24 protein-coding genes are annotated in these 22,541 nt (G+C 65.4%); 19 read left to right on the top strand and 5 right to left on the bottom strand.

Annotated elements, in window-relative coordinates; translation table 11 throughout:
* The first annotated feature begins 299 nt into the window (after window positions 1–299).
* Window positions 300–1,616 (top strand): AmpG family muropeptide MFS transporter, encoded by a 1,317-nt coding sequence (locus G3574_RS22490; RefSeq protein WP_407941696.1) that lies wholly within the window; start codon window positions 300–302, stop codon window positions 1,614–1,616.
* A gap of 34 nt (window positions 1,617–1,650) precedes the next feature.
* Window positions 1,651–2,550 carry a M48 family metallopeptidase gene (locus G3574_RS22485; RefSeq protein WP_163967790.1) on the top strand — a complete coding sequence of 300 codons (900 nt, stop codon included), beginning with the start codon at window positions 1,651–1,653 and terminating at the stop codon, window positions 2,548–2,550.
* A 128-nt stretch (window positions 2,551–2,678) separates the two neighbouring features.
* Here the strand turns inward: G3574_RS22485 and G3574_RS22480 are convergent, their stop codons facing one another.
* Window positions 2,679–3,473: an exodeoxyribonuclease III gene (locus tag G3574_RS22480; protein WP_163967789.1), complete on the bottom strand. Its 795-nt coding sequence runs from the start codon at window positions 3,471–3,473 to the stop codon at window positions 2,679–2,681.
* A 147-nt stretch (window positions 3,474–3,620) separates the two neighbouring features.
* On the opposite strand from G3574_RS22480, the gene pyrE reads away from it, so the two are divergent.
* The gene (pyrE, locus tag G3574_RS22475) at window positions 3,621–4,283 is read left to right on the top strand and encodes an orotate phosphoribosyltransferase (protein ID WP_163967788.1); all 663 of its coding nucleotides are present in this window, start codon (window positions 3,621–3,623) and stop codon (window positions 4,281–4,283) included.
* 82 nt (window positions 4,284–4,365) lie between these two features.
* Here the strand turns inward: pyrE and G3574_RS22470 are convergent, their stop codons facing one another.
* The 4 genes from G3574_RS22470 to G3574_RS22455 all read right to left on the bottom strand — a co-directional run bounded on the left by G3574_RS22470 (window position 4,366) and on the right by G3574_RS22455 (window position 7,283).
* On the bottom strand, window positions 4,366–5,934 hold the full coding sequence (locus G3574_RS22470) for an ammonium transporter (RefSeq protein ID WP_163967787.1): 1,569 nt from the start codon (window positions 5,932–5,934) through the stop codon (window positions 4,366–4,368).
* Window positions 5,935–5,944: 10 nt separating this feature from the next.
* Window positions 5,945–6,283, bottom strand: a complete 339-nt coding sequence (locus G3574_RS22465) for a P-II family nitrogen regulator (RefSeq protein WP_163967786.1) — start codon at window positions 6,281–6,283, stop codon at window positions 5,945–5,947.
* A gap of 12 nt (window positions 6,284–6,295) precedes the next feature.
* Window positions 6,296–7,027, bottom strand: coding sequence for a TorF family putative porin (locus tag G3574_RS22460; protein ID WP_163967785.1), 732 nt, complete (start codon window positions 7,025–7,027; stop codon window positions 6,296–6,298).
* A 115-nt stretch (window positions 7,028–7,142) separates the two neighbouring features.
* Window positions 7,143–7,283 (bottom strand): hypothetical protein, encoded by a 141-nt coding sequence (locus tag G3574_RS22455; protein WP_163967784.1) that lies wholly within the window; start codon window positions 7,281–7,283, stop codon window positions 7,143–7,145.
* Between G3574_RS22455 and G3574_RS22450 the strand changes: the two genes are divergently transcribed.
* The 16 genes from G3574_RS22450 (at window position 7,282) to G3574_RS22375 (ending at window position 22,342) form a co-directional block, all read left to right on the top strand.
* A complete protein-coding gene (locus tag G3574_RS22450) occupies window positions 7,282–7,533 on the top strand; it encodes an accessory factor UbiK family protein (protein ID WP_163967783.1) in 252 nt (83 codons plus the stop codon). The two genes, G3574_RS22455 and G3574_RS22450, sit on opposite strands and share 2 nt — an antisense overlap.
* Window positions 7,534–7,552: 19 nt before the next feature.
* Window positions 7,553–9,076, top strand: a complete 1,524-nt coding sequence (locus G3574_RS22445) for a YifB family Mg chelatase-like AAA ATPase (RefSeq protein WP_163967782.1) — start codon at window positions 7,553–7,555, stop codon at window positions 9,074–9,076.
* 52 nt (window positions 9,077–9,128) lie between these two features.
* On the top strand, window positions 9,129–9,977 hold the full coding sequence (locus G3574_RS22440; RefSeq protein WP_163967781.1) for an AraC family transcriptional regulator: 849 nt from the start codon (window positions 9,129–9,131) through the stop codon (window positions 9,975–9,977).
* A 44-nt stretch (window positions 9,978–10,021) separates the two neighbouring features.
* A complete protein-coding gene (locus tag G3574_RS22435) occupies window positions 10,022–11,008 on the top strand; it encodes a DMT family transporter (protein ID WP_163967780.1) in 987 nt (328 codons plus the stop codon).
* Window positions 11,009–11,041: 33 nt separating this feature from the next.
* Window positions 11,042–11,569: a hypothetical protein gene (locus G3574_RS22430; RefSeq protein ID WP_163967779.1), complete on the top strand. Its 528-nt coding sequence runs from the start codon at window positions 11,042–11,044 to the stop codon at window positions 11,567–11,569.
* A 157-nt stretch (window positions 11,570–11,726) separates the two neighbouring features.
* The gene (locus G3574_RS22425) at window positions 11,727–12,071 is read left to right on the top strand and encodes a DUF1840 domain-containing protein (protein WP_163967778.1); all 345 of its coding nucleotides are present in this window, start codon (window positions 11,727–11,729) and stop codon (window positions 12,069–12,071) included.
* Entirely contained in the window at window positions 12,071–13,018 is a 948-nt protein-coding gene (locus G3574_RS22420; RefSeq protein WP_328804836.1) for an alpha/beta hydrolase, read from the top strand. The genes G3574_RS22425 and G3574_RS22420 overlap by 1 nt, the downstream gene beginning before the upstream one ends.
* A 74-nt stretch (window positions 13,019–13,092) precedes the next feature.
* Entirely contained in the window at window positions 13,093–13,722 is a 630-nt protein-coding gene (locus G3574_RS22415) for a LysE family translocator (protein WP_163967805.1), read from the top strand.
* 38 nt (window positions 13,723–13,760) lie between these two features.
* Complete coding sequence (gene rsmB, locus G3574_RS22410) at window positions 13,761–15,065, top strand: 16S rRNA (cytosine(967)-C(5))-methyltransferase RsmB (RefSeq protein ID WP_163967777.1); 1,305 nt, start codon at window positions 13,761–13,763, stop codon at window positions 15,063–15,065.
* Window positions 15,066–15,207: 142 nt separating this feature from the next.
* Window positions 15,208–15,783: a DUF4390 domain-containing protein gene (locus G3574_RS22405; RefSeq protein ID WP_407941695.1), complete on the top strand. Its 576-nt coding sequence runs from the start codon at window positions 15,208–15,210 to the stop codon at window positions 15,781–15,783.
* On the top strand, window positions 15,784–18,081 hold the full coding sequence (locus G3574_RS22400; protein ID WP_163967776.1) for a sensor histidine kinase: 2,298 nt from the start codon (window positions 15,784–15,786) through the stop codon (window positions 18,079–18,081).
* A gap of 60 nt (window positions 18,082–18,141) precedes the next feature.
* Window positions 18,142–18,849, top strand: a complete 708-nt coding sequence (locus G3574_RS22395; RefSeq protein ID WP_163967775.1) for a response regulator — start codon at window positions 18,142–18,144, stop codon at window positions 18,847–18,849.
* Entirely contained in the window at window positions 18,846–19,196 is a 351-nt protein-coding gene (locus G3574_RS22390; protein ID WP_163967774.1) for a GTPase, read from the top strand. The genes G3574_RS22395 and G3574_RS22390 overlap by 4 nt, the downstream gene beginning before the upstream one ends.
* A gap of 117 nt (window positions 19,197–19,313) precedes the next feature.
* Window positions 19,314–19,571, top strand: a complete 258-nt coding sequence (locus G3574_RS22385; protein WP_163967773.1) for a BTH_I0359 family protein — start codon at window positions 19,314–19,316, stop codon at window positions 19,569–19,571.
* Window positions 19,572–19,921: 350 nt separating this feature from the next.
* Window positions 19,922–20,593, top strand: a complete 672-nt coding sequence (gene trmB, locus G3574_RS22380) for a tRNA (guanine(46)-N(7))-methyltransferase TrmB (protein ID WP_163967772.1) — start codon at window positions 19,922–19,924, stop codon at window positions 20,591–20,593.
* Between the two features lie 357 nt (window positions 20,594–20,950).
* A complete protein-coding gene (locus G3574_RS22375; RefSeq protein WP_163967771.1) occupies window positions 20,951–22,342 on the top strand; it encodes a sigma-54 dependent transcriptional regulator in 1,392 nt (463 codons plus the stop codon).
* Window positions 22,343–22,541 lie beyond the last annotated feature (199 nt).

The following is a 22,541-nucleotide window of genomic DNA, read 5'->3' as shown; positions in this document are numbered from 1 at the left end:
AGAGTGGGTTGCGGGCGATGGCGGATTCTCTGTCCAAATCCTTGCAACGTATGCTTCACTTTTCGCCGTCATATTCCCTCCCTTGCAAGGTGAGGGTCGGCTCCTCTACTCCTTCACCTCCAAGGGGAGGGCGGGAGTGGGGATGGGTTTCCAGCATGATCGAAGAACAGTATCAACTTCGACAATGATTTGGATGCTTTTCTTTGATCGCCACCGAAACCCATCCCCATCCCAACCTTCCCCTTGAAGGGGAAAGAGTAAGTATGGCGCAGTGACCCATTACCCCCGGCCCTGACCGCATGAAAACAGACAACGAAGACATCATCGCAGCGAAACCCGCGCAAGGCCCCGTCCCGGCACCGGAAAAACCCGCCGCGCAACCTACTCCCTCCGGCTGGCAAGCCTTCTTCAACCGCCGCATGCTCGCCATCCTGTTCCTCGGCTTCAGCTCCGGCCTGCCGCTGTTCATCCTGCTGAATCTGCTGCAAGCCTGGCTCGCCACGTCCGGCCTGAACGTCAAGGCGCTGGGCCTGTTCGCGCTGGTGATGTTCCCCTACACCTGGAAGTTCCTGTGGTCGCCGCTGATGGACCGCTTCAGCTTTCCCACGATGGGACGCCGGCGCGGCTGGATGGCGCTGACGCAGTTCGCGCTCTTCATCGCCATCGGCTACCTTGGCGGTCTCGACCCGCTGACCGACGTGGCAAGAATCGCCATCATGGCGTCGGTGATCGCCTTCCTGTCCGCCAGCCAGGACATTGTGATCGATGCCTACCGGCGCGAGATCCTCCCCGACAACGAGCAGGGCCTGGGCGCGGCGCTGCACGTAAACGCCTACAAGCTCGCCGGCCTCGTGCCGGGTTCGCTGTCGCTCATCCTTGCCGACCGCATGCCGTGGCAGGGCGTGTTCTGGGTGACCGCCGCCTTCATGCTGCCCGGCCTGTTCTGCACCCTGCTGGTCCGCGAGCCGCAAGTCTACGGCGCGCCGCCGAAGAGCATCCGCGACGCGGTGGTGCTGCCGTTCAAGGAATTCATCGCGCGCGACGGCTGGAACAAGGCGCTGTGGGTGCTGGGCTTCATCTTCCTGTTCAAGCTCGGCGACAGCATGGCGACCGCGCTGTCGACCAAGTTCTATCTCGACGTCGGCTTCACCATGACGCAGATCGGCGTGATCGCCAAGACCACCGGACTATGGGCCAGCATCGCCGGCGGCATCGTCGGCGGCGTGTGGATGGTGAAGCTGGGCATCAACCGGGCGCTGTGGGTCTTCGGCGTGATCCAGGCGGTGGCGATCTTCGGCTTCGCCTGGCTGGCGGTGTCGGGGCCGAACCCGGTCCTGCTCGGCGCGGCCATCGGCTTCGAGGCCTTCGGCAGCCTCGGGCTCGGCTCGGCGGCCTTCGTGGCGTACATTTCGCGCGAGACCGATCCGCGCTACACCGCCACGCAGTACGCGCTCTTCTCCAGCCTGGCCGCCGTGCCGCGCACCTTCATCAATTCCATGGCGGGCTACATCGTCGCCGGCACCGGCTGGTTCTGGTTCTTCATCATCTGCTTCCTGCTTACCATTCCCGGTATGATGATGCTTCCCAAGATCGCGCCCTGGAAGGAAAGCCGCTGAGGCCGCCGGGGCGCCGGCTGATCCCGGAGGCCCCATGACGCGTTACGCCGCAGTGCTGCTTTGCCTGTCCCTGGCCATGCCGGTCATGCCGGCCATGGCCAAGGACAAGGCCGCCGGCGCCAGCGACGGCGTGCAGGTCGACGAGATGTCGGCCTGGCGCAAGCTGGTGCCCGAGGAAAAACTCGAATCCATGGCCCAGGCGCAATACGCCGCGCTGACCCGGCAGGCCAGTACCAAGGGCGCGCTCGCGCCGGAAAATCATCCCCAGGTGCAGCGCCTGCGCGCCATCGCCAAGCGCATCATTCCCGAAGCCACCCGCTGGAACCAGCGCGCCGCGCAGTGGAAGTGGGAGGTCAACCTCATCGGCTCGAAGGAAATCAATGCGTTCTGCATGCCCGGTGGCAAGATCGCATTCTTCAGCGGACTGCTCAATGAGTTGAAGTTGACCGACGACGAGATCGCCATCGTGATGGGCCATGAAATCGCGCACGCGCTGCGCGAACACGGCCGCGAGCGCATGGCCAAGCAGGGCGCCACCAACATCGGGGCGAAGATCGCGAGTTTCGGATTGTCGGCCGTGTTCGGCATCCACCCGAGCGTCACCGACACCGTGACCGGCTTCGGCGCCAACCTGATGACGCTGAGCTTTTCCCGTTCCGACGAGACGGAAGCTGACCTGGTCGGCCTCGACATCGCCGCCCGCGCCGGTTTCGATCCGCGCGCCGGCGTCGCGCTCTGGCAGAAGATGGGCATCGTCAGCAAGAATGCGCCGCCGCAATGGTTTTCCACCCACCCGGCGGGCAAGAACCGCATCGCCGAGATCCGGAAGCACCTGCCCGAAGTGTTGCCGCTGTACGCGAAGGCGAAGGGGGAAGCGGTGGAGGCGCTGCCGCCTTACCAGAGCAATGTGAAGGCGATCGCGCCGGTGAGGTGAAAGGTTGAAACGGGATTCCCGCCTGCGCGGGAATGGCAGAAGTGGAAGGAAGGAAATCGGCCTTGCCTACATCCGGTAAAACATCGTCTGTCATCCCCGCGCAGGCGGGAATCCCTTCACTCCGCCATCTACCCCTTCATGAACCGCGACGCGCCGTCATAATGAATCGTCAGCGGCGCATGATCCGAAAAGCGCTCATCCTTGTAGATGGCCGCGGCGCTCGCGTGGCTCGCCAGTTCCGGCGTGGAGACGTGGTAATCGATGCGCCATCCGACGTTGTTGGCCCAGGCCTGGCCGCGGTTGCTCCACCAGGTATAGGCCTCAGCGGTCGTCTCGGGATGCAGGCGGCGGTACACGTCCACCCAGCCGGCATCGAGCACGCTCGTCAGCCAGGCGCGCTCTTCCGGCAGGAAGCCGCTGTTCTTCTGGTTGCTCTTCCAGTTCTTCAGGTCGATTTCCTTGTGCGCGATGTTCCAGTCGCCGCACAGCACGACTTCGCGCCCTTTCGCGCGCAGTTCGAGCAGGTGCGGCAGGAAGACCTCCATGAAGCGGAACTTCGCCTGCTGCCGTTCCTCGCTCGACGAGCCTGACGGGCAATACACCGAGATCACGCTGAGCTTGCCGAAATCGCACTGCACGTAGCGGCCTTCCGCGTCGAACTCGGTGCAGCCGAAACCGACCTGCACCGCATCCGGCTCATGGCGCGAGTACACGCCCACGCCGGAGTAGCCTTTCTTTTCGGCGTAATGGAAATTGCCTTTCAAACCGTGCGGCGCGAGGAAATCGGACGTCATGTCGGCGGCCTGGGCCTTGAGTTCCTGCATGCAGACGAAGTCGGCCTGCTGCTTGTCCATCCACTCGAAGAAGCCTTTCTTGGATGCGGAGCGGATGCCGTTGAGGTTGGCGGAAATGATCTTCAGCATGGTGGATTGACCGGGGAAAAACCAAAGCCGAAAGCATACCCGATCCGGGCGCTGGCGGGCGGCGGGTACAATGGCGGCTTGGCCGCTTTTGCCGCGCCAGCAACATTCCCCCGATTCGCCATCATCATCTGCACAAGGAAGCTTACCGTGAGCCAGCTACGCCAGGAATTCATTGCCTTCGCCGTCGAGGCGGGCGTCTTGAAGTTCGGAGAATTCGTCACCAAGGCCGGGCGCACCTCGCCCTATTTCTTCAATGCCGGCCTGTTCAACAACGGCGACGTGCTCGGCAGGCTCGCCGATTACTACGCCCAGACGCTGCTCGAGTCCGGCGTCGAGTTCGACATGCTGTTCGGCCCGGCCTACAAGGGCATCACCCTGGCGTCCGCCACCGCCGTGGCGCTGGCCAGGCGCGGCCGCAACGTCGCCTTCGCCTACAACCGCAAGGAAGCCAAGGACCATGGCGAAGGCGGCACGCTGGTCGGCGCGAAGCTGGAAGGCCGCGTGGTGATCATCGACGACGTGATTTCCGCCGGCACCTCGGTGCGCGAATCGGTCGAACTCATCCGCGGCGCCGGCGCGACCCCTTGCGCGGTGCTGATCGCGCTCGACCGCATGGAAAAGTCAGGCAAGGACGGCGCGCTGTCGGAAGGTTCGGCGGTGCAGGAAGTGACCAAGGCCTATGGCATGCCGGTGCTGTCCATCGGCAACCTGAACGACCTGCTGGAGTATCTGTCGGCGGGATCGAGCAAGGACTTGGCACAATTCAAGGATGCGGTGGCGGCTTACCGGGGCAGGTACGGCGTGGCTTGAGGCAGTTCGGCCGCAGCCATGAAAAAAGCGCCCCGCAGGGCGCTTTTTATTTGTTCCCCGCAAGCGGGGAACATCCTTTCGATCAGGAGTGGTAAGCCGACTCGCCGTGGCTGGAGATGTCGAGGCCTTCGCGCTCTTCTTCTTCCGCAACGCGCAGGCCGATCACCAGGTCGACCAGCTTGAATGCCACGAAGGCGACGATGCCGGACCACACCAGCGTGGTCAGGACGCCTTGCAGCTGGATCCAGACCTGGCCGGCGATGGAATAATCCGGCGCGACCTTGTTGGCGACGTAGTCGTAGATGCCGGTGCCACCCAGGGAAGGCGATGCGAACACGCCGGTCAGCAGGGCGCCGAGGATGCCGCCCACGCCATGCACGCCGAACACGTCCAGCGAGTCGTCGGCGCCGAGTACGCGCTTGAGACCGTTGACGCCCCAGAGGCAGAGCACGCCAGCCAGCAGGCCGAGGACGATCGCGCCCATCGGGCCGACGAAGCCGGCGGCCGGGGTGATGGCAACCAGGCCAGCAACGGCGCCGGAAGCGGCACCCAGCATCGAGGGCTTGCCCTTGCCCATCCACTCGGCGAAGGTCCACGACAGGGTGGCAGCGGCGGTGGCGAACAGGGTGTTGACGAAGGCCAGCGCGGCGGTGCCGTTGGCTTCCAGCGCGGAGCCGGCGTTGAAGCCGAACCAGCCCACCCACAGCAGGGAAGCGCCAACCATGGTCAGCGTCAGCGAGTGCGGCGCCATCGATTCACGGCCGTAGCCGACGCGCTTGCCGATCACGTAGGCGCCCACCAGGCCGGCAACGGCGGCGTTGATGTGCACCACGGTGCCGCCGGCGAAGTCGAGCGCGCCCTTGGCAAACAGCCAGCCCGACGCGGCGGTCGCCTTGTCGGCGGCTGCCTGGTCGACGAAGGCGTCAGGACCGGGCCAGAACCAGACCATGTGGGCGATCGGCAGGTAGGAGAACGTGAACCAGAGCACGATGAACAGCAGCACGGCAGAGAACTTGGCGCGCTCGGCGAATGCACCGACGATCAGGCCGCAGGTGATGGCCGCGAAGGTTGCCTGGAAAGCCGCGAAGGCGTATTCCGGGATGACCACGCCCTTGCTGAAGGTCGCAGCGACGGTGTCCGGCGTGATGCCCTTCAGGAACAGGCGGTCGAAGGAACCGATGAAGCTGCCGCCTTCCGTGAACGCCAGCGAGTAGCCGTAGACGGCCCACAGCACCAGGATCAGCGAGAAGATCACGAACACCTGCATCAGGATCGAGAGCATGTTCTTGGAACGGACCAGGCCGCCGTAGAACAGGGCCAGGCCCGGGATCGTCATGAGGATGACGAGCACGGTCGCGACCAGCATCCAGGCGGTATCGCCCTTGTTGGGAACGGGTGCTGGCGCGGCCGCGGGCGTGGCGGGAGCGGCGGCGGCGGGTGCTGCGGCTGCCGGTGCGGATGCTGCAGGAGCGGCGGCTGCGGGCGCCGGGGTGGATGCCGCATCGCTGGCGGCGGGAACTGCCGCTGAAGCCGCCGGTGCGGAGGCTGCCGGCGCCGAAGCGGGCGCGTCAGCCGCCACGCCGGGCAGCGAGAAGCCTACCGCGAACAGCAGGGCGCCGGCCGCGATGAAGCGCGTAAGGGTGGTTTTCATCATCGTCTCCTTAGAGGGCGTCTTTGCCGGTTTCGCCGGTACGAATACGAACGACCTGCTGCAGGTCGTACACGAAAATCTTGCCGTCGCCGATCTTGCCGGTGCGGGCCGCGCCTTCGATGGCTTCGATGGCGCGGTCGACGATGGCATCGTCCACGGCAGCCTCGATCTTGGTCTTGGGCAGGAAGTCGACAACGTACTCGGCGCCGCGGTAAAGCTCGGTGTGGCCTTTCTGGCGGCCGAAGCCCTTGACTTCGGTGACGGTGATGCCCTGCACGCCGATCGCCGACAAGGCTTCACGCACCTCGTCGAGCTTGAATGGCTTGATGATCGCAGTGATCAGTTTCATGATGGCCTCGAATTAAAAGGTTTTGCCGATGGAGACGACGAGGGCGTTCTTGCCCAGGTTCTTGTTGTCGGGCGCCGGTCCGACGTAGGTCTTGGTGTCGGTGCCTACCAGGGCGATGGCGCCGGAAACCACGCCGAAGTCCTTGGTCAGGCCGACCTTCCAGTCGGTGTAGCTGGCTGCGCCGTTGTTCTTGACGCGCTGGTGGCCGGCGTGCAGGTTGAGCTGCAGGCCTTCGGCGACGTCGACGTTGGCGCCGATGTCGAGGTAGCCGCTGCCCTTGCTGTCAGCGAAGCCGAACAGGTTGGTCAGCGAGTGCGAATACTTGATGTAGGCGGGGCCGTAGCCGACCTGGCCGTAGATCTCGGAAGTGTTGGCGCTGGGGTTCAGGCCGTTGGACGGATAGACGTAGTTCAGCACGCCGACGTCGTAGGACACGCCCGGGACGATCTCGCCGCGCTTGCCGCCGTAGATGTCCCACTCGACGTCGCCGCCGCCGCCCGCGTCCTTGGTCCACTTGATGGTCGACAGCCAGGTGCCGAGGTAGAAGCCGCTCGGGTTGTGCGTATAGTCGGCGCCACCTTGCAGAGCCGGCTGCAGGCGGGTCTGCGAAATGCCGCGATAGCGGTAGTCGCTGATCAGCGTGGCATTGAAGCTTACCTCGTGCTCGGGCTTCTGTTCTTCCGCGTAAGCCATGGAGCCGGCGAAGGCAGCAAAGACAGCGGAGGCAAGAATGATTTTTTTCATGGCGGATCCCTGTTGTTTGTGGATGGTGTGTCGGAAATGCGATCTAATACGCACGGAAGGGGCAATAGCAGAACTCATGCCACCCTTTTTCCTGACAGTATTCGTTAATTGTTTTTCAATTTTTTGCCGCTTTGGTGCACCATCGGCTCGCCGTTCGCACCATGCGCCATCGAATACGCACCACTTTGAAGCGCACCACCATGGAACGCACTTTCATCGTGCGCCCGTTTTCGGACCGAACAAGGATTTCCACCATGAACAACTCCGCCAACAACTTCTTCAACGACCTCCAGGCCAAGATCAACCAGGTGCTGGAAAACTCGCCGGCGAAGGACATCGAGAAGAACGTCAAGGCCTTCATGACCCAGAGCTTCTCCAAGCTCGACCTAGTCACCCGCGAGGAATTCGACATCCAGACCCAGGTCCTGGCCAAGACCCGCGCCAAGCTGGAAGCGCTCGAAGCCCGCGTGGCCGAGCTGGAGGCGCAGTCCAGGAAACCCGAATGACCGGATGCCAGATTGACCGATGAGCCTTGCCGTTCTGAAGAGCCGCGCGCTGGCCGGCATGCAGGCGCCGGAAGTCACCGTGGAAGTGCATCTGGCGAACGGCATCCCCTCCTTCACCATCGTCGGCCTGCCCGACACCGAGGTGAAGGAATCCAAGGACAGGGTCAGGGCGGCGCTGCAGAACGCCGGGTTCGAGTTTCCGGCCCGGCGCATCACCGTCAACCTCGCGCCGGCAGAACTGCCCAAGGAATCCGGCCGCTTCGACCTGCCGATCGCCCTGGGCATCCTTGCCGCCTCCGGCCAGATGCCCGGCGACGCGCTCAATGACTACGAATTCGCCGGCGAGCTGTCGCTGTCCGGCGCGTTGCGGCCCATCCGCGGCGCGCTGGCCATGACCTACGCGATGCACCGATCCCCGGCAGCGGGCGGCGGGCAGCGCGCCTTCATCCTGCCGCGCGCCAATGCCGATGAAGCGGCGCTGGTGGCCGACGCGCGCATCCATCCCGCCGATTCGCTATTGGCTGTTTGCGCCCACTTCGCCGCGCGCGACGCACAGACGCGCTTGCCCCGGCACGAGGCGGCGCCGCTGCCGGCCCGCGCCTGCCATCCCGACTTCACCGACGTGAAAGGCCAGGCCCGCGCCAAGCGCGCCCTCGAGGTGGCCGCGGCGGGTGGCCACAGCGTGCTCCTGGTCGGACCGCCGGGCACCGGCAAGTCCATGCTGGCGTCCCGCTTCCCCGGCATCCTCCCGTCCATGACCGACGACGAGGCCCTCGAATCCGCCGCGGTGCAGTCGCTGACCAGCGGCTTCTGCTTTTCACGCTGGAAAGTGCGGCCCTACCGTTCGCCGCACCACACCGCCTCGGGCGTGGCGCTGGTGGGCGGTGGCGGCAGCCCCCGGCCGGGGGAGATTTCCCTGGCGCACCGCGGGGTCCTGTTCCTGGATGAGTTGCCCGAATTCGACCGTCGCGTGCTGGAAGTCTTGCGCGAACCCCTCGAGTCCGGCCACATCACCATCTCCCGCGCCGGCAAGCAGGCCGACTTTCCGGCCCGCTTCCAGTTGATCGCCGCGATGAACCCCTGCCCCTGCGGCTACCTCGGCCATCCGGCCAACAAGTGCCGCTGCACGCCGGAGCAGGTCGGCCGCTACCAGGGCAAGCTCTCGGGCCCGTTGCTGGACCGCATCGACATGCAGATCCTGGTGAGCGCCCTGCCCCACGAGGAATTGCTCCAGCAGGCCGACGGAGAGCCGTCCGCCCGCATAGCCGGACGCGTCGACGCCGCCCGCCAGCGCCAGCTGGCGCGGCAGGGCAAGGCCAACCATGCGCTGGGCACCGCCGAGATCGACGCGCAATGCCGGCCGGACTACGCCGCCGAGCAGCTGCTGCGCCAGGCCATGACCCGGCTGAACTGGTCCGCCCGCGCCTACCACCGCGTACTCAAGGTGGCGCGCACCATCGCCGACCTGGCCGGCGAAACGCGGGTAGGCGCGGCCGAGGTGTCGGAAGCCATCCAGTACCGGCGGGCGCTGCGCGAACAATGACCCCTCGGGCTGGTGCCCGCCATTGCGCCCGAGCCGGTATCATGTGGGGACCATGTTCGATCACCCCAGCGAATTCGTCACCTTCAAGGCCAGCCCGCACCTGCCGGGCGTGGAGCTGTTTTCCGCGCGCCTCGTCAACCATGCCTTCGCGCCCCATGCGCACGATGGCTATTCGGTAGGCGCGATCGAAACCGGGGTGGAACGCTTCCGCTACCAGGGCGCGGAACATCTCGCCCCCGCCGGCACCCTGGTGCTGCTGAATCCCGACGAATTGCACACCGGCCAGGCGGAAATCGATGCCGGCTGGACCTACCAGATGCTGTACATCGAGCCGGACACCATGCGGCGCATGACCGGCTCGGAATCCTTCTTCCCGGACGCCGCGGTGCATGATCCCCTCATCGCCGACGCCTACCGCAAGGTGTTCCGGCGCATGTGGCACGCACCGGACGATCTCTCCTTCCTGTCTGAGTTCACCACGCTGGTGGATGCGGTGGTCGCGCGCTACGGGCGCAATGCGCGGCTACGGATGCCCATGTCGGCGCAGCAGGCGCGGCGCATGGCATCCATGCAACGGGTGCTCGACTGCATCGAAGCCGAACTCGACCAGACCCTGAGCGTGGACAGGCTCGCCGGCGAAGCCGGGTTGTCGGTGTTTCACTTCGTCCGGGTCTTCACCGCCGCCTTCCACGCCACGCCGCATCAATACGTGCAGGCAAGGCGGGCGGCGCGGGCCAAGGCGCTGCTGTCGCGCCGCATCCCTCCCTCCGATGTAGCGGCGGCGTCGGGAATGACCGACCAGAGCCACCTGAACCGCTGGTTCAAGCGCTCCTATGGCGTCACGCCGGCGCAGTATCAACAGCAAATCGGTACAAGACCCGGCATCCGCGCCCGGCCATAATCCGGGCACGCCTTGCGTGTTTTCGGATTCTTCTTGCCATTGCCATGCTGACCGGTTTTCTCTGCGCCTTGGGCGCCGGGCTCCTCTGGGGCCTCGTTTTCATCACGCCGCTGGTGCTGGGCGACTATCCCGGCACGGTGCTGTCCTTCGGGCGCTATCTCGGCTTCGGCCTGATCGTGCTGGTGCCTGCCTGGCTGGACCGGCAGCGCATTCTTTCGCTCACGCGCAGCGACTGGATCGCCGCGCTCAAGCTGTCGCTGGTGGGCAACATCTTGTATTACGCGGCGCTCGCCAGCGCCATCCAGCTGGCCGACGCGCCCCTGCCCACCATGATGATCGGCACCCTGCCGCTCGTGATTTCCGTCTGCTCCAACTGGAAGCCCGGCCACGCGTCGGAATCGGTGGCCTGGCGGCGCCTGGTTCCCTCGCTGCTGGCGATTGCCGCCGGCCTGCTGCTCGTGAATGCCAGCGAACTGTCGCACCTCGATTTCCACGCCGGCGGCAAGCGCACCCTGCAAGACTACCTGCTGGGCTGCGTCATCGCGGTGGGCGCGGTGGCGGCCTGGACCTGGTATCCCATCATGAACGCGCGGCATCTGAAGCGGCATCCGGAGATCCGCTCGTCGACCTGGGCGACCGCGCAAGGCCTGGCCACGCTGCCGCTGGCGCTGGCGGGATTCGCCGGCTACGGCGTATGGGATGCCATCAGCGGCGGCAGCTACGACTATCCGCTGGGCCCGCGGCCGGCGATCTTCATCAGCATGATGCTGCTGCTGGGGCTGTGCGCCTCCTGGCTCGGCACGATGCTGTGGAACAAGGCCAGCCAGCGCCTGCCGACATCGCTTGGCGGCCAGCTCATCGTGTTCGAGACGCTGTCGGCATTGCTCTATGCCTTCCTCCTGCGCGGCGCGATGCCGGCGCCGCAAGTCCTGGCGGGCATCGCGCTGCTGTGCGTCGGCGTCAGCCTTGGCGTGCGCACCTTCCACCAGGCGCAGCGCCGGGCCTGCGCGGCCGCGCAGGCGGTGCCATAGCGCATGCCGGTCCCGTGCTGGTACCATGCCGGCATGACACATCCTCTACCCCGGCGCCTCCTGGCAGGCGCGGCGCTGGCGCTCTTCCTGTGCGCGTGCAGCCCCAAGTATGACTGGCGCGAAGTCCGCGGCAGCCAGCCCCCCTTCGTCGTCCTGCTTCCCGGCAAGCCCGCCACCCATACCCGCGTGGTCAACCTGGAAGGCATGCAGGTTTCCATGACCATGACCGCCGCCGAGGTGGACGGCACCGCCTTCGCCGTCACCACCGCCGAACTGCCGGATGCCGGCAAGGCGCAGGCGGTGCTCGAGGCGATGAAGAAAGGCATGGTGCGGAACATCGGCGGCACCGTCGTTCGCGAAACCGACAAGAGCGCGGACGGCCAGTCGGTGGTGGAACTGGAAGCCCGCGGCCAGGCCGGCCCCGGCGGCCAGGCGCGCGTGCTGTATGCGCGTTTCGCCCGGTCCGGGCAGCGCGTGTACCAGGCTGTGGTGCTTGGCGGACAGCAATCCGTGCCGCCGGAGCAGGCCGAAACTTTCCTCGGGTCATTCAAACCTGGCTGAACCAGCCTGCCGGCGACGGCGGCCCCGACGCCGCAGCTTGCCGGGGAACCTTGGCTATCGAAACCATTTCCCATACTACGCAAGCCGAGGTTTGGCCGATAGCAAAATTCCCGGCGCATGCTATGGTTTAATCATCAATGACATTATTGGAGGCTTCATGTTGGTTCATTTCAAGTCGAAGGCCGCAGCCGAGGTCATGATGTACGAGGAACACGCCAAGCGCATCCTCGATCTGCTGCACAAGGATGTGAAGCGGGGCGTCATCACGTCCGCGGAAATGGAGAATGCCGTCGTCAAGCTGGAAGCGGAAATCGCGGAGAGCAGGCTGCACCCCCATTCCGAGGAGGTGCAGCGCGACGTCATGGCGCATCACGGCGAGCAGGGCGATGACAACGAACATGAACCGATCGAATTCGTGAGCTTCGCGACCCGCGCCTACCCGCTGCTGGAAATGATGCGCGCGGCGCAGCGCGGGCACAATGACATCTTGTGGGGGGTGTAGTGACGGTCGACAGCACGGGGCAGCAAGGGCAACACCAGGGGCAGGAACAGGAGAACAAGGCGCAGGAGGTCCGGCTGAAGGCTGCCGACGGCACACCCCTTTTCGCGCGCGACTGGCTGGTGCCGGGCGCCCGCCACGGCGTGGTGATCATGCACGGCTTGGGCGAACATGGCGGCCGCTATGCCCACGTGGCCCGCTTCTTCAACGCGCTGGGATGGTCGGTGCGCGCCCATGACCACCGCGGACACGGACGTTCGGGCGGCCCGCGCGGCGACACGCCGGACAACGACGCCATCCTGAGCGATGCCAAGCGGGTGTTCGACGACTTTGCCTCCCGCCTCGGGCAAGCCCCGGTCCTCTTCGGACACAGCATGGGCGGACTGTTCGCCGCGCGCTACGCCACCGGCGGCATGTCGCCGCTGGGCGGACTGATCCTCTCTTCTCCCGCGCTGCGTGTGCGGCTGTCGGGCGTGCAGCGTGCGCTGCACGGCATGATGCAGAAGCTGGCGCCCGGCTTCGGCGCGCCCAACGGCGTCAAGGCGCGCTACCTGTCGCACGACCCCGCGATCGAGAAAGCCTACCGCGCCGATCCGCTCGTCCACGGCAGGATCTCCGCGCGGCTGCTGACCTGCATGCTGGATGCCATCGATTTTTCCCATGCGGCCGCGCCCACCGTGGCGGTGCCGACGCTGATGGTCGTGGCCGGCGACGACCGGCTGGTGGATGCCGCCGGCAGCCAGGCCTTCTTCAGCCGCCTGCGCAAGTCCGACATGAACCGCCTGCATTGCTACCAGGACTTCTACCACGAGATATTCAACGAGAAAGGCAAGGAACGCGTGTTCGACGACGTCCTCGCCTGGGTGCGCGGGCTCGAACAGGTCCGATCGGCCGCCCAGGAAAACGCCCGGCAGGACGCCCGGGGCAGCATGGCGCAGGCGCCGGCCTGACGCGGCCTGTTAGAATCACGCTTTCCCTTGTCGCTTTTCCTGTACCGCCGGCACCGGCGCATCGCACCATGACTCTGTTTGGCGTTACCGACTTCGGCCTTTTCGTTGCCGCCGTTTTACTCTTGAACGCGACTCCCGGTCCCGACACCGCTTACATCGTCGGCCGCAGCCTGGCGCAGGGCCGGTCCGCCGGGCTGGTTTCGGCGCTCGGCATCTCCGTCGGCTGCTTCGTGCACGCGCTGGCATCCGCCCTGGGCCTGAGCGCCCTGCTCGCCGCGTCCGCGACCGCGTTCACGCTCATCAAGCTGGCCGGCGGCGCCTACCTCATCTACATGGGCATCCGCATGCTGCTGGCCAAGCCCGCCAACGCGGCGGCGGAACCGGTGCGCGAGGCGCGCTCGCTCAAGACCATCTTCCTGCAGGCCTTGCTGACCAATGTTTTGAATCCCAAGGTCATCCTGTTTTTCCTGGCCTTCATTCCGCAATTCGTCAGCGCGGACGCCGGCCACAAGACCGTCGCCTTCCTGGTGCTCGGCGTGGCGTTCGCCGTAATCAGCCTCGTCTGGAACAGCGGCACGGCCTTCCTCGCCGGCACGCTGGCGCGGCGCGCGGTTCACAGCCCGCACGCGCGCCAGTGGCTGGAGCGCGCGGTCGGCGGCGCCTTCGTCGCGCTGGGCGCGCGGCTGGCCCTGATCCGCTCCTGAACCTTTCCTTCCTCGTCACTTTCTCCGCGCCGCCGCCCGTGTTTCCATCCTCACTTCCCTCCGATGCGCTGGCCCACGGCCTGCTCGGCGCCGCCGACGCCGTCACCCTGGTCAGGACCGGCGTGGCCCTGCCGCAGGCGCTGTCCCAGGTGTTCGCCGACGTGCCGTGGCCGCAGGCACGCGGCGCCATCCAGGACATTGCCTATCGCACCATGCGCAAGCTCGGCACCAGCCAGGCAATGCTCGACCTGCTGGCCGACAAGCCGCCCGCGCCGGCACGGCTGCGCAGCCTGCTGCTGTGCGCGCTGGCCCTGATGCTGCAGGAGGACGCGCCCTACGAGCCCTTCACCCTGGTCGACCAGGCAGTCGAGGCCGCTGCCGCCGATCCCGCGCTGGCCCGGGCCAAGGGCATGGTGAACGCGGTCCTGCGCCGCGCGCTGCGCGAACGCGACTCGCTGCTGGCGCAAGCCGGCAAGACGCTGCCGGGCCGCTGGAATTATCCGCAGTGGTGGATCGATACCGCGCGCGCGGCCTATCCGGAACAATGGGAAGCCATCCTGATGGCGGGGAACGCGCCGCCGCCCCTGACGCTGCGGGTCAACCGCCGCCGCCTCGCCGTGGACGACTACCTCGCGCGCCTGGCGCAGGCGGGCGTGGCGGCCAGCCGTGTCGGCGCGGATGCGGTGAAGCTGCACAAGCCGTTGCCGGTGACGCAGATTCCCGGCTTCAGCGAAGGCGAGGTGTCCGTGCAGGACGCCGCCGCCCAGCTCGCCGCCCCGCTGCTCGGCCTGTCGGACGGCATGCGCGTGCTCGACGCCTGCGCCGCGCCGGGCGGCAAGACCGGCCACCTGCTGGAATGCGCCGACGTGGAACTTCTGGCGCTGGACAGCGATCCGAAGCGGCTGTCCCGCATCACCGAAAACCTCGACCGCCTCGGGCTCAAGGCAACGTTGCGGCGGGGTGACGCGAGCGCGGACGACTGGTGGGACGGCCAACCCTTCGACCGCATCCTTGCCGACGTGCCGTGCACCGCCTCGGGTATCGTGCGACGGCATCCCGACATCCGCTGGCTGCGCCGCCGGACCGATGCGCCGCATCTTGCCGAAACCTCGCGCGCCATCCTCGACAACCTGTGGCGCATGCTCAAGCCAGGCGGGCAGCTGCTGTTCGTCACCTGCTCGGTCTGGCCGCAGGAATCCGCCCTGCAGGCGGAAGCCTTCCAGTCGCGGCATGCCCCGGAGGCGGTCCGGCTGGACGCGCCGGGACAGCTCCTGCCGTTGTCGCAGGACACGGAGGATCATGACGGCTTGTTCTACGCGCTGTTCCAAAAGACGGCGCTCTGATAGTATTTTGCAAACACGATCACCGGGAAGAACAACGACATGACAGTCCCAACGAAGGGAAACCGTGCCGCGCAGCGATCCAGCCGGGAAAACCGCAGCTAGCTGCCCGCGACATGGCGCAACTCTCACACTGGCACTCCGCGTGACTCGTCGAACCTTCCACTTCCTCCTTGGCTGGCTAATGGCGGCAATGTTCCTGTCCGCCGCCGGCTTGCCGTCCGCGCGGGCGGCGGAAGTGGAGATCACGCGGGCCAGCCTTGAAAATTCCGATGACGGCTACAAGCTGGCGCTGAGTTTTTCCCTGGAACTCAACCGCAGCCTCGAAGACGCGATCAGCCGCGGCATCCCGCTCTACTTCACCACCGAGGTCGAGGTCACGCGGCCACGCTGGTACTGGTTCAATGAAAAGGTGGTCAGCATCACCCAGACCACGCGCATCTCCTACAACACCCTCACGCGGCAATACCAGGCTTCCCTCGGCGGGCAATTGCAGGCCAGCTTCCAAACGCTGGACGAAGCCCTGTCGCTGATCCGCCGGCCCGGCCGCTGGCTCATCGCCGAGCGCGGCGTGCTCAAGCCCGGCGAGGTCTACAACATCGCGGTACGCATGGGGCTCGACGTGGCCCGCCTTCCCAAACCCTTCCAGGTCAATGCGCTGAACAACAGCGACTGGCGCTTCTCGTCTGACTGGAAGCAATTCACCTTCAGGGCGGAATAAGTGCCTCGCCTGCTGCGCTACATCCTCGTCGTCGGCGGCGCCGTCGTCAGCATCCTGCTGTTCCTGCTGGCGTCGGCCTCGGAAAACTCGGCGTATTTCGACCAGCACTACCCGTGGCTGCTCGGCCTGAACGCCCTGATGGCGGTCGCCCTGCTCGCGCTCGTCGGACTGCTGCTGCAACGCCTCTACATGCGCTACAAGCGGCGGGAATTCGGCTCGCGACTGATGGCGAGGCTGGTGATCCTGTTCGCCCTGATCGGCATCCTGCCCGGGACGGTCATCTACATCGTCTCGGTGCAATTCGTGTCGCGCTCGATCGAATCGTGGTTCGACGTGCGCGTCGAATCGGCGCTGGAGTCCGGGCTGACCCTCGGCCGCACGGCGCTCGACGCGTCGCTCGCGGACCTGCTCGCCAAGGCGCGCAGCGCCGCGCTCGAATTGTCCGAGATGAGCGAGTCGTCCCAGGTCACGCAGCTTTCCCGCCTGCGCGACCAGAACGCCAACATCGAGGCGACGGTGGTCAGCGCCAACGGGCAGCTGATCTCCACGGTGGGCGGCCGGCTCGGCGCGCTGGTGCCCGACCTGCCCAATGCCTCGATGCTGCGCCAGGCGCGCCTGACGCGGGGCTATTCGGCCATCGACGGCGGCCCCGATCCGCTGGAAAACAAGGCCCAGGAGGTCAAGCCGGGCGGCGCGCCGGAAGCCGACGCCGCCACCGCGGGCAACCTGCGCCTGCGAGTGGTGGTTGCCATCCCGGCATCGAGCAGCGCCCTCTCGCTGCAGAACGAATCGCGCTTCCTGCAATTGCTGCAACCGGTGCCGCCGCATCTCGGCGCCAATGCCGAGGCGCTGCGGGTGGCCTACAGCGAATACCAGGAACGGTCGCTCGCGCGCTCCGGCCTGCGCAAGATCTACATCGTCACGCTGACCCTCACGCTGCTGCTGGCGATCTTCGGCGCGGTGGCGGCGGCCTTCCTCATCGCGGGCGACCTCGCCAAGCCGCTGCTGGTGCTGGCCGAAGGCACCAAGGCGGTGGCCGAGGGCAACCTTTCCCCGCGCCCCATCGTGCCCACCTCCGACGAGCTCGGCACCCTGACGCAGTCCTTCAACACCATGACCCGGCAGCTGTCGGAAGCAAGGGCATCGGTCGAACGCAACCGGACAGAGCTGGAAAACGCCAAGGCCTATCTCGAGTCGGTCCTGGCCAACATGTCGGCGGGCGTGATGGTTCTCGATAGTCACTTCCGTTTGGTGACCTGCAATGAGTCGGTGGAGCGCATCCTGCAGCACGACTTCGACCGTCACATCGGCCAGCCGCTGGCCGCGATCGAAGGACTGGAACCGCTTGCCAACGCCGTGACGAAGGCATTCAGCGAGCAGAGCGCGCAGTCGGCGGGAGGCGCCGGAGAACTCCACTGGCAGAAGCAGATCGAAATTCCAAGGAGCGGCGCGGAGAGCGAGCAGCCGGCCGACCAGGGCATCACGCTGCTGACGCGCGGATCGCACCTGCCGGTGGCTGGCGGCACGGGTTACGTTGTCGTGTTCGACGACATCTCCGATGTGATTTCGGCGCAGCGCTCCATCGCGTGGGGAGAGGTGGCGCGCAGGCTGGCGCACGAAATCAAGAACCCGCTGACGCCGATCCAGCTGTCGGCGGAACGCTTGCAGATGAAGCTCGTGAACAAGCTCGAAGGCGCCGACGAAGCCATCCTGACCAAGGCGACGGGGACCATCGTCAACCAGGTTTCCGCCATGAAACGCATGGTCGACGACTTCCGCGACTATGCCAAGACGCCGCCCGCGGTGCTTGCCGAACTGAATCTCAATGCGCTGATCGAAGAAGTGCTGCATTTGTACGAAGCAGGAGACGAACGTGAGATCGTTCATGCGCAGCTGGCGCCGGACCTGCCGCTGGTGAAGGGCGACGCGACCCAGTTGCGGCAGGTGATCCATAATCTGCTGCAGAATGCACAGGACGCGGTAGCGGAGCGCCCCGACCCGCAGGAGGCGCCGCGCGTCGAGGTGGTGACAGAGTCCATTCACTACCAGGACTCGGATGGCGAGGAGCGCACGGCGGTGAGATTTTCGGTGACCGACAACGGTCCCGGGTTTTCATCCAAGATCTTCAACCGCGCGTTCGAACCCTATGTCACGTCGAAGGCCAAGGGCACGGGGCTCGGGCTGGCGGTGGTGAAGAAGATCATTGATGAGCATGGCGGTCGTATCGATATTAAAAACCGCTCGGCGGGCCACGGTGCTAAAGTGGTCATTTTGCTGCTGAAGCTGGCTGCACAGTGACACGGGCCTGCCATCTGGAAAGAACGACAGTAATCGAATAAGAAAGCGTAAGGTGCGCGAATGGCAAATATCCTTGTAGTCGATGATGAAATGGGCATCCGTGAATTGCTCTCCGAGATTCTCGGCGATGAAGGCCATGTGGTGATGACGGCCGAGAACGCGCAGCAGGCGCGCGAGATGCGCGCCCAGGGAACGCCCGACCTGGTACTGCTCGACATCTGGATGCCCGATACCGACGGCGTGACCTTGCTCAAGGAGTGGCAGCGCGACGGCTTGCTGACCATGCCGGTGATCATGATGTCCGGTCACGCGACCATCGACACCGCGGTCGAGGCCACCCGGATAGGCGCCCTGAACTTCCTGGAAAAACCGATCGCCTTGCAAAAATTGCTCAAGGCGGTACAACAGGGCCTGACGCGCAACCAGGAGCCGGCACGTCCGGCGCCGGTCTACCAGGCCCGTCCCGTGGCAGCCGCCGCGCCCGACCTCCAGCATCACGCGCCGGCGGCGGTCCCACCCTCGGCAGGCATGCCGGTGCCCCAGGCCCACCCGCCGGCCCCGGAAGCGCATGGCTTCGGCCTGTCCTTCGACCTGCCGCTGCGCGAGGCGCGCGACGCCTTCGAACGCGCCTACTTCGAGCACCACCTGGTCCGCGAAGGCGGCAGCATGACCCGGGTAGCCGAACGCACCGGACTCGAACGCACCCACCTTTACCGCAAGCTGAAGCAGCTTGGCGTTGAGCCCGGCAAGGTGGCGCGCAAAGGGTGATTCCCCTCACGCTGGTGACTGGCGGCAACGCCGCCGCGCGCGAGGCAGCGATTGCCGCCGCGCTCGATTCTTCCCTGCATAACGCCGTGATCCTCGAAGGCTTGCCCGCCGGGCCGGCGCCGCTCGCGGCCGCGCCGCGCCTGCATGTTTCGCGCATCGCGCCCGGCTGCCTCTGCTGCACCGGCAACCTTACCTTGCGCGTAACCCTCAACCGCGTGCTGCGCACGCGGCCCGAGCATCTCTTCATCGCGCCCGCGACCACCGGGCACCTCGACGCGCTGCGCGCCTTCCTTCTGGCGCCGCCCTACGACGAATTGCTTAAGCTGACTCAAGATCTGTCGCTGTAAGCCGATGCATCCTGCAGGAATGTTCTCCCTTTGCGCTTGAAACAAGACAGCCTGGCCCCATTTTTGCATCATCAGGAACAGCAGGACCCTGACATCAACCGTAGCAAGGAGCGCAACATGAACCTAATCTACAACAGCGAGCAGTACAGCGTGGTGGAGTTCGGGGCTGATGATGGCCGCGAAGCTTTGCGCTTTGGCGGATACGAGATCATGGACAAATCCGGCAAGCGCGAAATCTTCATCGGTGGAACGCTCGCCCGGTCTTTCCGCGAAGAAGTGGAAAATCTCATCGCAACCGAACCGACCATTGAAGAGATTGACGACTTCCTCGGCAAATATGACGCGCTCATGCGTCAACCCGTGACGCTGCATTGAGGGCGCGCACGGAAGCCATGATCGATTCCTGAGGCAGGGCGGGCGAACCTAGCGTCGCCCGTTACCCCGAACCCGGCAACGCCTGGACGTTCCACCAGGAACCTCTCCGGCGGCCTCGCCCACACTCCCCATTCAATTTCCTTCTCATTCCGGTCCGCCAGCATGTCGGCTACCGGCGGTTTGCCATGTGCTGGCGCCGCCGGCATGGGCAGTGTTGCTCCGGGAATCCCCGGCCGGCGCGGTATCATGCGGCAATGACGGCACCCCGTGTCACCTGCCCAAACTACGCACCTTTGTAGATTTCGCCATGGTGGGTGCCGACGACGTCATGACGATTCCACCCTTCAATCATGTTCGCCAACTCCCGCCCGATACACAGCAAGCAGGTCGACGTGCATGAGCATCTTCATGCGCTGGTGGCCCGACATGCGAGCTCAAGTTTCCGCAAACCCATCGCTCCCTACAACGAAGCTGCCTTCGAGTCCGCCATCGCCGCCTGGCGCGCGGCAGGCGCTTCGCCGCTGATCCTGGATGCAGGCTGCGGTGTCGGACTTTCCACGCGGCATCTTGCCGCGCAATACCCCGGCCATTTCGTGATTGGCGTGGACCAGTCCGCCGACAGGCTGGCACGGCAGGTGGCCTGGCCAGGCGAGGCATCCGCGAACCTGGTGCTGGCGCGCGCCGACCTCGTCGACTTCTGGCGCCTGATGCAACGCAACCAGATCAGTCCGGAAAGGCAATACGTGCTGTATCCCAACCCCTGGCCGAAACCGGCGCATCTGTCCCGCCGGTGGCATGGGCATGCCGTGTTTCCCACGGTGGTCGCGCTCGGCGGCGCGTTCGAATGCCGCAGCAACTGGAAAATTTACATAGATGAGTGCGCGGCGGCGCTGGAACAGCTGACTGGCATGGCAGCCGAAGTGTCACGGTGGCAACCGGATTCGCCAATGACACCCTTTGAAGAGAAGTATCTCGCCTCGGGACATGACTTGTGGCGGTGCACCATCGGCCTCCCGGATTGAGGACTTATCCTATCCGTGCGGAAAACCGTCTGGAAACGGAAAGTTTCTGGCGGAAATAGGTGCTGTTTATACTTTTTGCGGCGGGCAAAAAAATCTCCTATCGCCCAAACGCACGCTATTTGATGCGGCGCAAACAGCCGGTCAACCGCTGTCAACTACCCAATTTATGGCATTGTTCGGCCTCATGAATCGGCGTACAGTCAGTCTGGACTTGTAACTCTTTCTAACATTTTAGGGTCGAGCAAATCACTGCCATCTGCCGTTCCCTCCAGGAAACAGCAGGTGCAGCGTTCGCTTTCCGCGCCTGTCCGCTTGTCCTGCAATGCGGCAAGGCTTCTTGACACAGGGGTACCGCAGATGACTGACGCCGAAATTTCTCCTTTTGCAAAACAACACGTCGTGGTGCTGCAACCCGGCAGCAGTCCGGCGGGCTCTTCCTCGTATGTCGACGCGCTGGCCCAGCATGGCATGCAGCCGGTTGTCTGCGCGACGATGGAAGACCTTGCAAGAACCATGCAAGCTGGCGCGCGCGTCGGCCTGCTGATGGTGACGGATGAAAGCGCCCTCGATGAATTGGAGAAAGTGGAAGCGGCGGTGACCGACAACCGGATGTCGTGGGTCGGCCTCATTTCCAAGGACCTGATCACCCGGCCGCGCCTGCGGCAATTCATTGCCACCCACCTGTTCAATTTCATCACCTTGCCGGCAGACCCGGAACATGTCGTGCTGACATTGCGGCACGCCTGGGGCATGGCGTTCATGCGCGAGGCGCAGAATACCGGAGCTACCCAGGACTTCCAGGATTCCGCGCTGGTCGGACGTTCGGCCGAGATGCAGCGCCTTCTTGCGCAGGTTGCGCGCATCGCCCGCACCGACACGGCCGTGCTGATCACCGGCGCTTCGGGCACGGGCAAGGAAGCCGCTGCCCGGGCCATCCATCGCCAGTCGCCGCGCTGCGACGGCCCCTTCGTGGTCGCCAACTGCAGCGCCGAGGCGCCGCAGGCGGTGCAGGAAGAATTGTTCGGTCCGGAGGGACGCATCGCGTCGGCCAGCGGCGGCACGCTTTACCTCGACGAGATCGGCGACTTGCCGGCGGAAGCGCAGGCTGGCCTGGTCCGCCACCTGCAGTCCTGGCAGGGAGCGGAGGGCGACGCCCCGGCGCCGTTGCGGCTGATCGCCAGTTCGCGCGCCGACCTCGCGCAGGCGGTTCACGAGGGACGTTTCCGCGAGGACCTCTATTACCGAATCAACGTGGTGGCGCTCGACATGCCCTTGCTCGCGGACCGCGGCCAGGACATCGAAGACATCGCGCGACATTACTTCACCCAGCATGCCAGCGTGCACAACAAGAGCCTGCGCGGCTTTTCCAAGGCAGCGATGAATGCGATGCTGAGCTACGCCTGGCCGGGCAACGTGCGGGAACTGGTGAACCGGGTGCAGCGCGCCACGGTGATGGCCGAAGGCCGCTTCATCCAGCCGGAAGACCTTGGCTTCGAGCGCGAGACCGGCTTGCAGCTCATGTCGCTGGAAGATGCCCGCGCCGCGGCGGAAAGCGCAATGATCCGGCGCGCGCTCTCGCAGTCCCGCAACCAGATCTCGCGGGCGGCCGCGCTGCTCGGCGTGTCGCGCGTCACGCTGTACCGCCTGATCGAAAAGTACAACATCCGCCCGGAACTGGTCAGCGGTCCGCGGGCGCACTTCCTTAACAGCAAGAAGCAGGACATGGAGATGCACAAGGCCCAGCGTTGATATGCTGGTGTGCCGAGGTGATTACGGCGGACGCCTGCGGTCCGCTTCCTGCCCCGGTAGGGAAGAAGTGAAAAGGGCGGCCTGGGCCGCCCTTTTTTCATCCTGCCTGCGCTGCGGCATCAGCCGCCGAAGTAGACGCCCTGGCCAGCCTTGGCCGACTGCACGGCTTCACGGCGCACGTCGGCGCGCGACTTGGTCG

Origin of the sequence: Noviherbaspirillum galbum (assembly GCF_010974945.1) — a bacterium.
Classification (GTDB): Bacteria; Pseudomonadota; Gammaproteobacteria; order Burkholderiales; family Burkholderiaceae_D; genus Noviherbaspirillum; species Noviherbaspirillum galbum.
The sequence above is the reverse complement of the archived record's forward strand: the minus strand, read 5'-3'. Positions and strand labels throughout refer to the sequence as shown.

Excerpts from the sequence above, each read along its gene's own strand:
- G3574_RS22395 (WP_163967775.1), top strand. The coding sequence starts at position 18,142 with ATGGCAAATATCCTTGTAGTCGATGATGAAATGGGCATCCGTGAATTG.
- G3574_RS22375 (WP_163967771.1), top strand. The coding sequence starts at position 20,951 with ATGACTGACGCCGAAATTTCTCCTTTTGCAAAACAACACGTCGTGGTG.
- G3574_RS22430 (WP_163967779.1), top strand. The coding sequence starts at position 11,042 with ATGACACATCCTCTACCCCGGCGCCTCCTGGCAGGCGCGGCGCTGGCG.
- G3574_RS22465 (WP_163967786.1), bottom strand. The coding sequence starts at position 6,283 with ATGAAACTGATCACTGCGATCATCAAGCCATTCAAGCTCGACGAGGTG.
- G3574_RS22470 (WP_163967787.1), bottom strand. The coding sequence starts at position 5,934 with ATGAAAACCACCCTTACGCGCTTCATCGCGGCCGGCGCCCTGCTGTTC.
- G3574_RS22460 (WP_163967785.1), bottom strand. The coding sequence starts at position 7,027 with ATGAAAAAAATCATTCTTGCCTCCGCTGTCTTTGCTGCCTTCGCCGGC.
- G3574_RS22385 (WP_163967773.1), top strand. The coding sequence starts at position 19,314 with ATGAACCTAATCTACAACAGCGAGCAGTACAGCGTGGTGGAGTTCGGG.
- G3574_RS22455 (WP_163967784.1), bottom strand. The coding sequence starts at position 7,283 with ATGGTGGAAATCCTTGTTCGGTCCGAAAACGGGCGCACGATGAAAGTG.
- G3574_RS22445 (WP_163967782.1), top strand. The coding sequence starts at position 7,553 with ATGAGCCTTGCCGTTCTGAAGAGCCGCGCGCTGGCCGGCATGCAGGCG.
- G3574_RS22480 (WP_163967789.1), bottom strand. The coding sequence starts at position 3,473 with ATGCTGAAGATCATTTCCGCCAACCTCAACGGCATCCGCTCCGCATCC.
- G3574_RS22490 (WP_407941696.1), top strand. The coding sequence starts at position 300 with ATGAAAACAGACAACGAAGACATCATCGCAGCGAAACCCGCGCAAGGC.
- G3574_RS22450 (WP_163967783.1), top strand. The coding sequence starts at position 7,282 with ATGAACAACTCCGCCAACAACTTCTTCAACGACCTCCAGGCCAAGATC.
- trmB (WP_163967772.1), top strand. The coding sequence starts at position 19,922 with ATGTTCGCCAACTCCCGCCCGATACACAGCAAGCAGGTCGACGTGCAT.
- G3574_RS22425 (WP_163967778.1), top strand. The coding sequence starts at position 11,727 with ATGTTGGTTCATTTCAAGTCGAAGGCCGCAGCCGAGGTCATGATGTAC.
- G3574_RS22485 (WP_163967790.1), top strand. The coding sequence starts at position 1,651 with ATGACGCGTTACGCCGCAGTGCTGCTTTGCCTGTCCCTGGCCATGCCG.
- G3574_RS22440 (WP_163967781.1), top strand. The coding sequence starts at position 9,129 with ATGTTCGATCACCCCAGCGAATTCGTCACCTTCAAGGCCAGCCCGCAC.
- G3574_RS22435 (WP_163967780.1), top strand. The coding sequence starts at position 10,022 with ATGCTGACCGGTTTTCTCTGCGCCTTGGGCGCCGGGCTCCTCTGGGGC.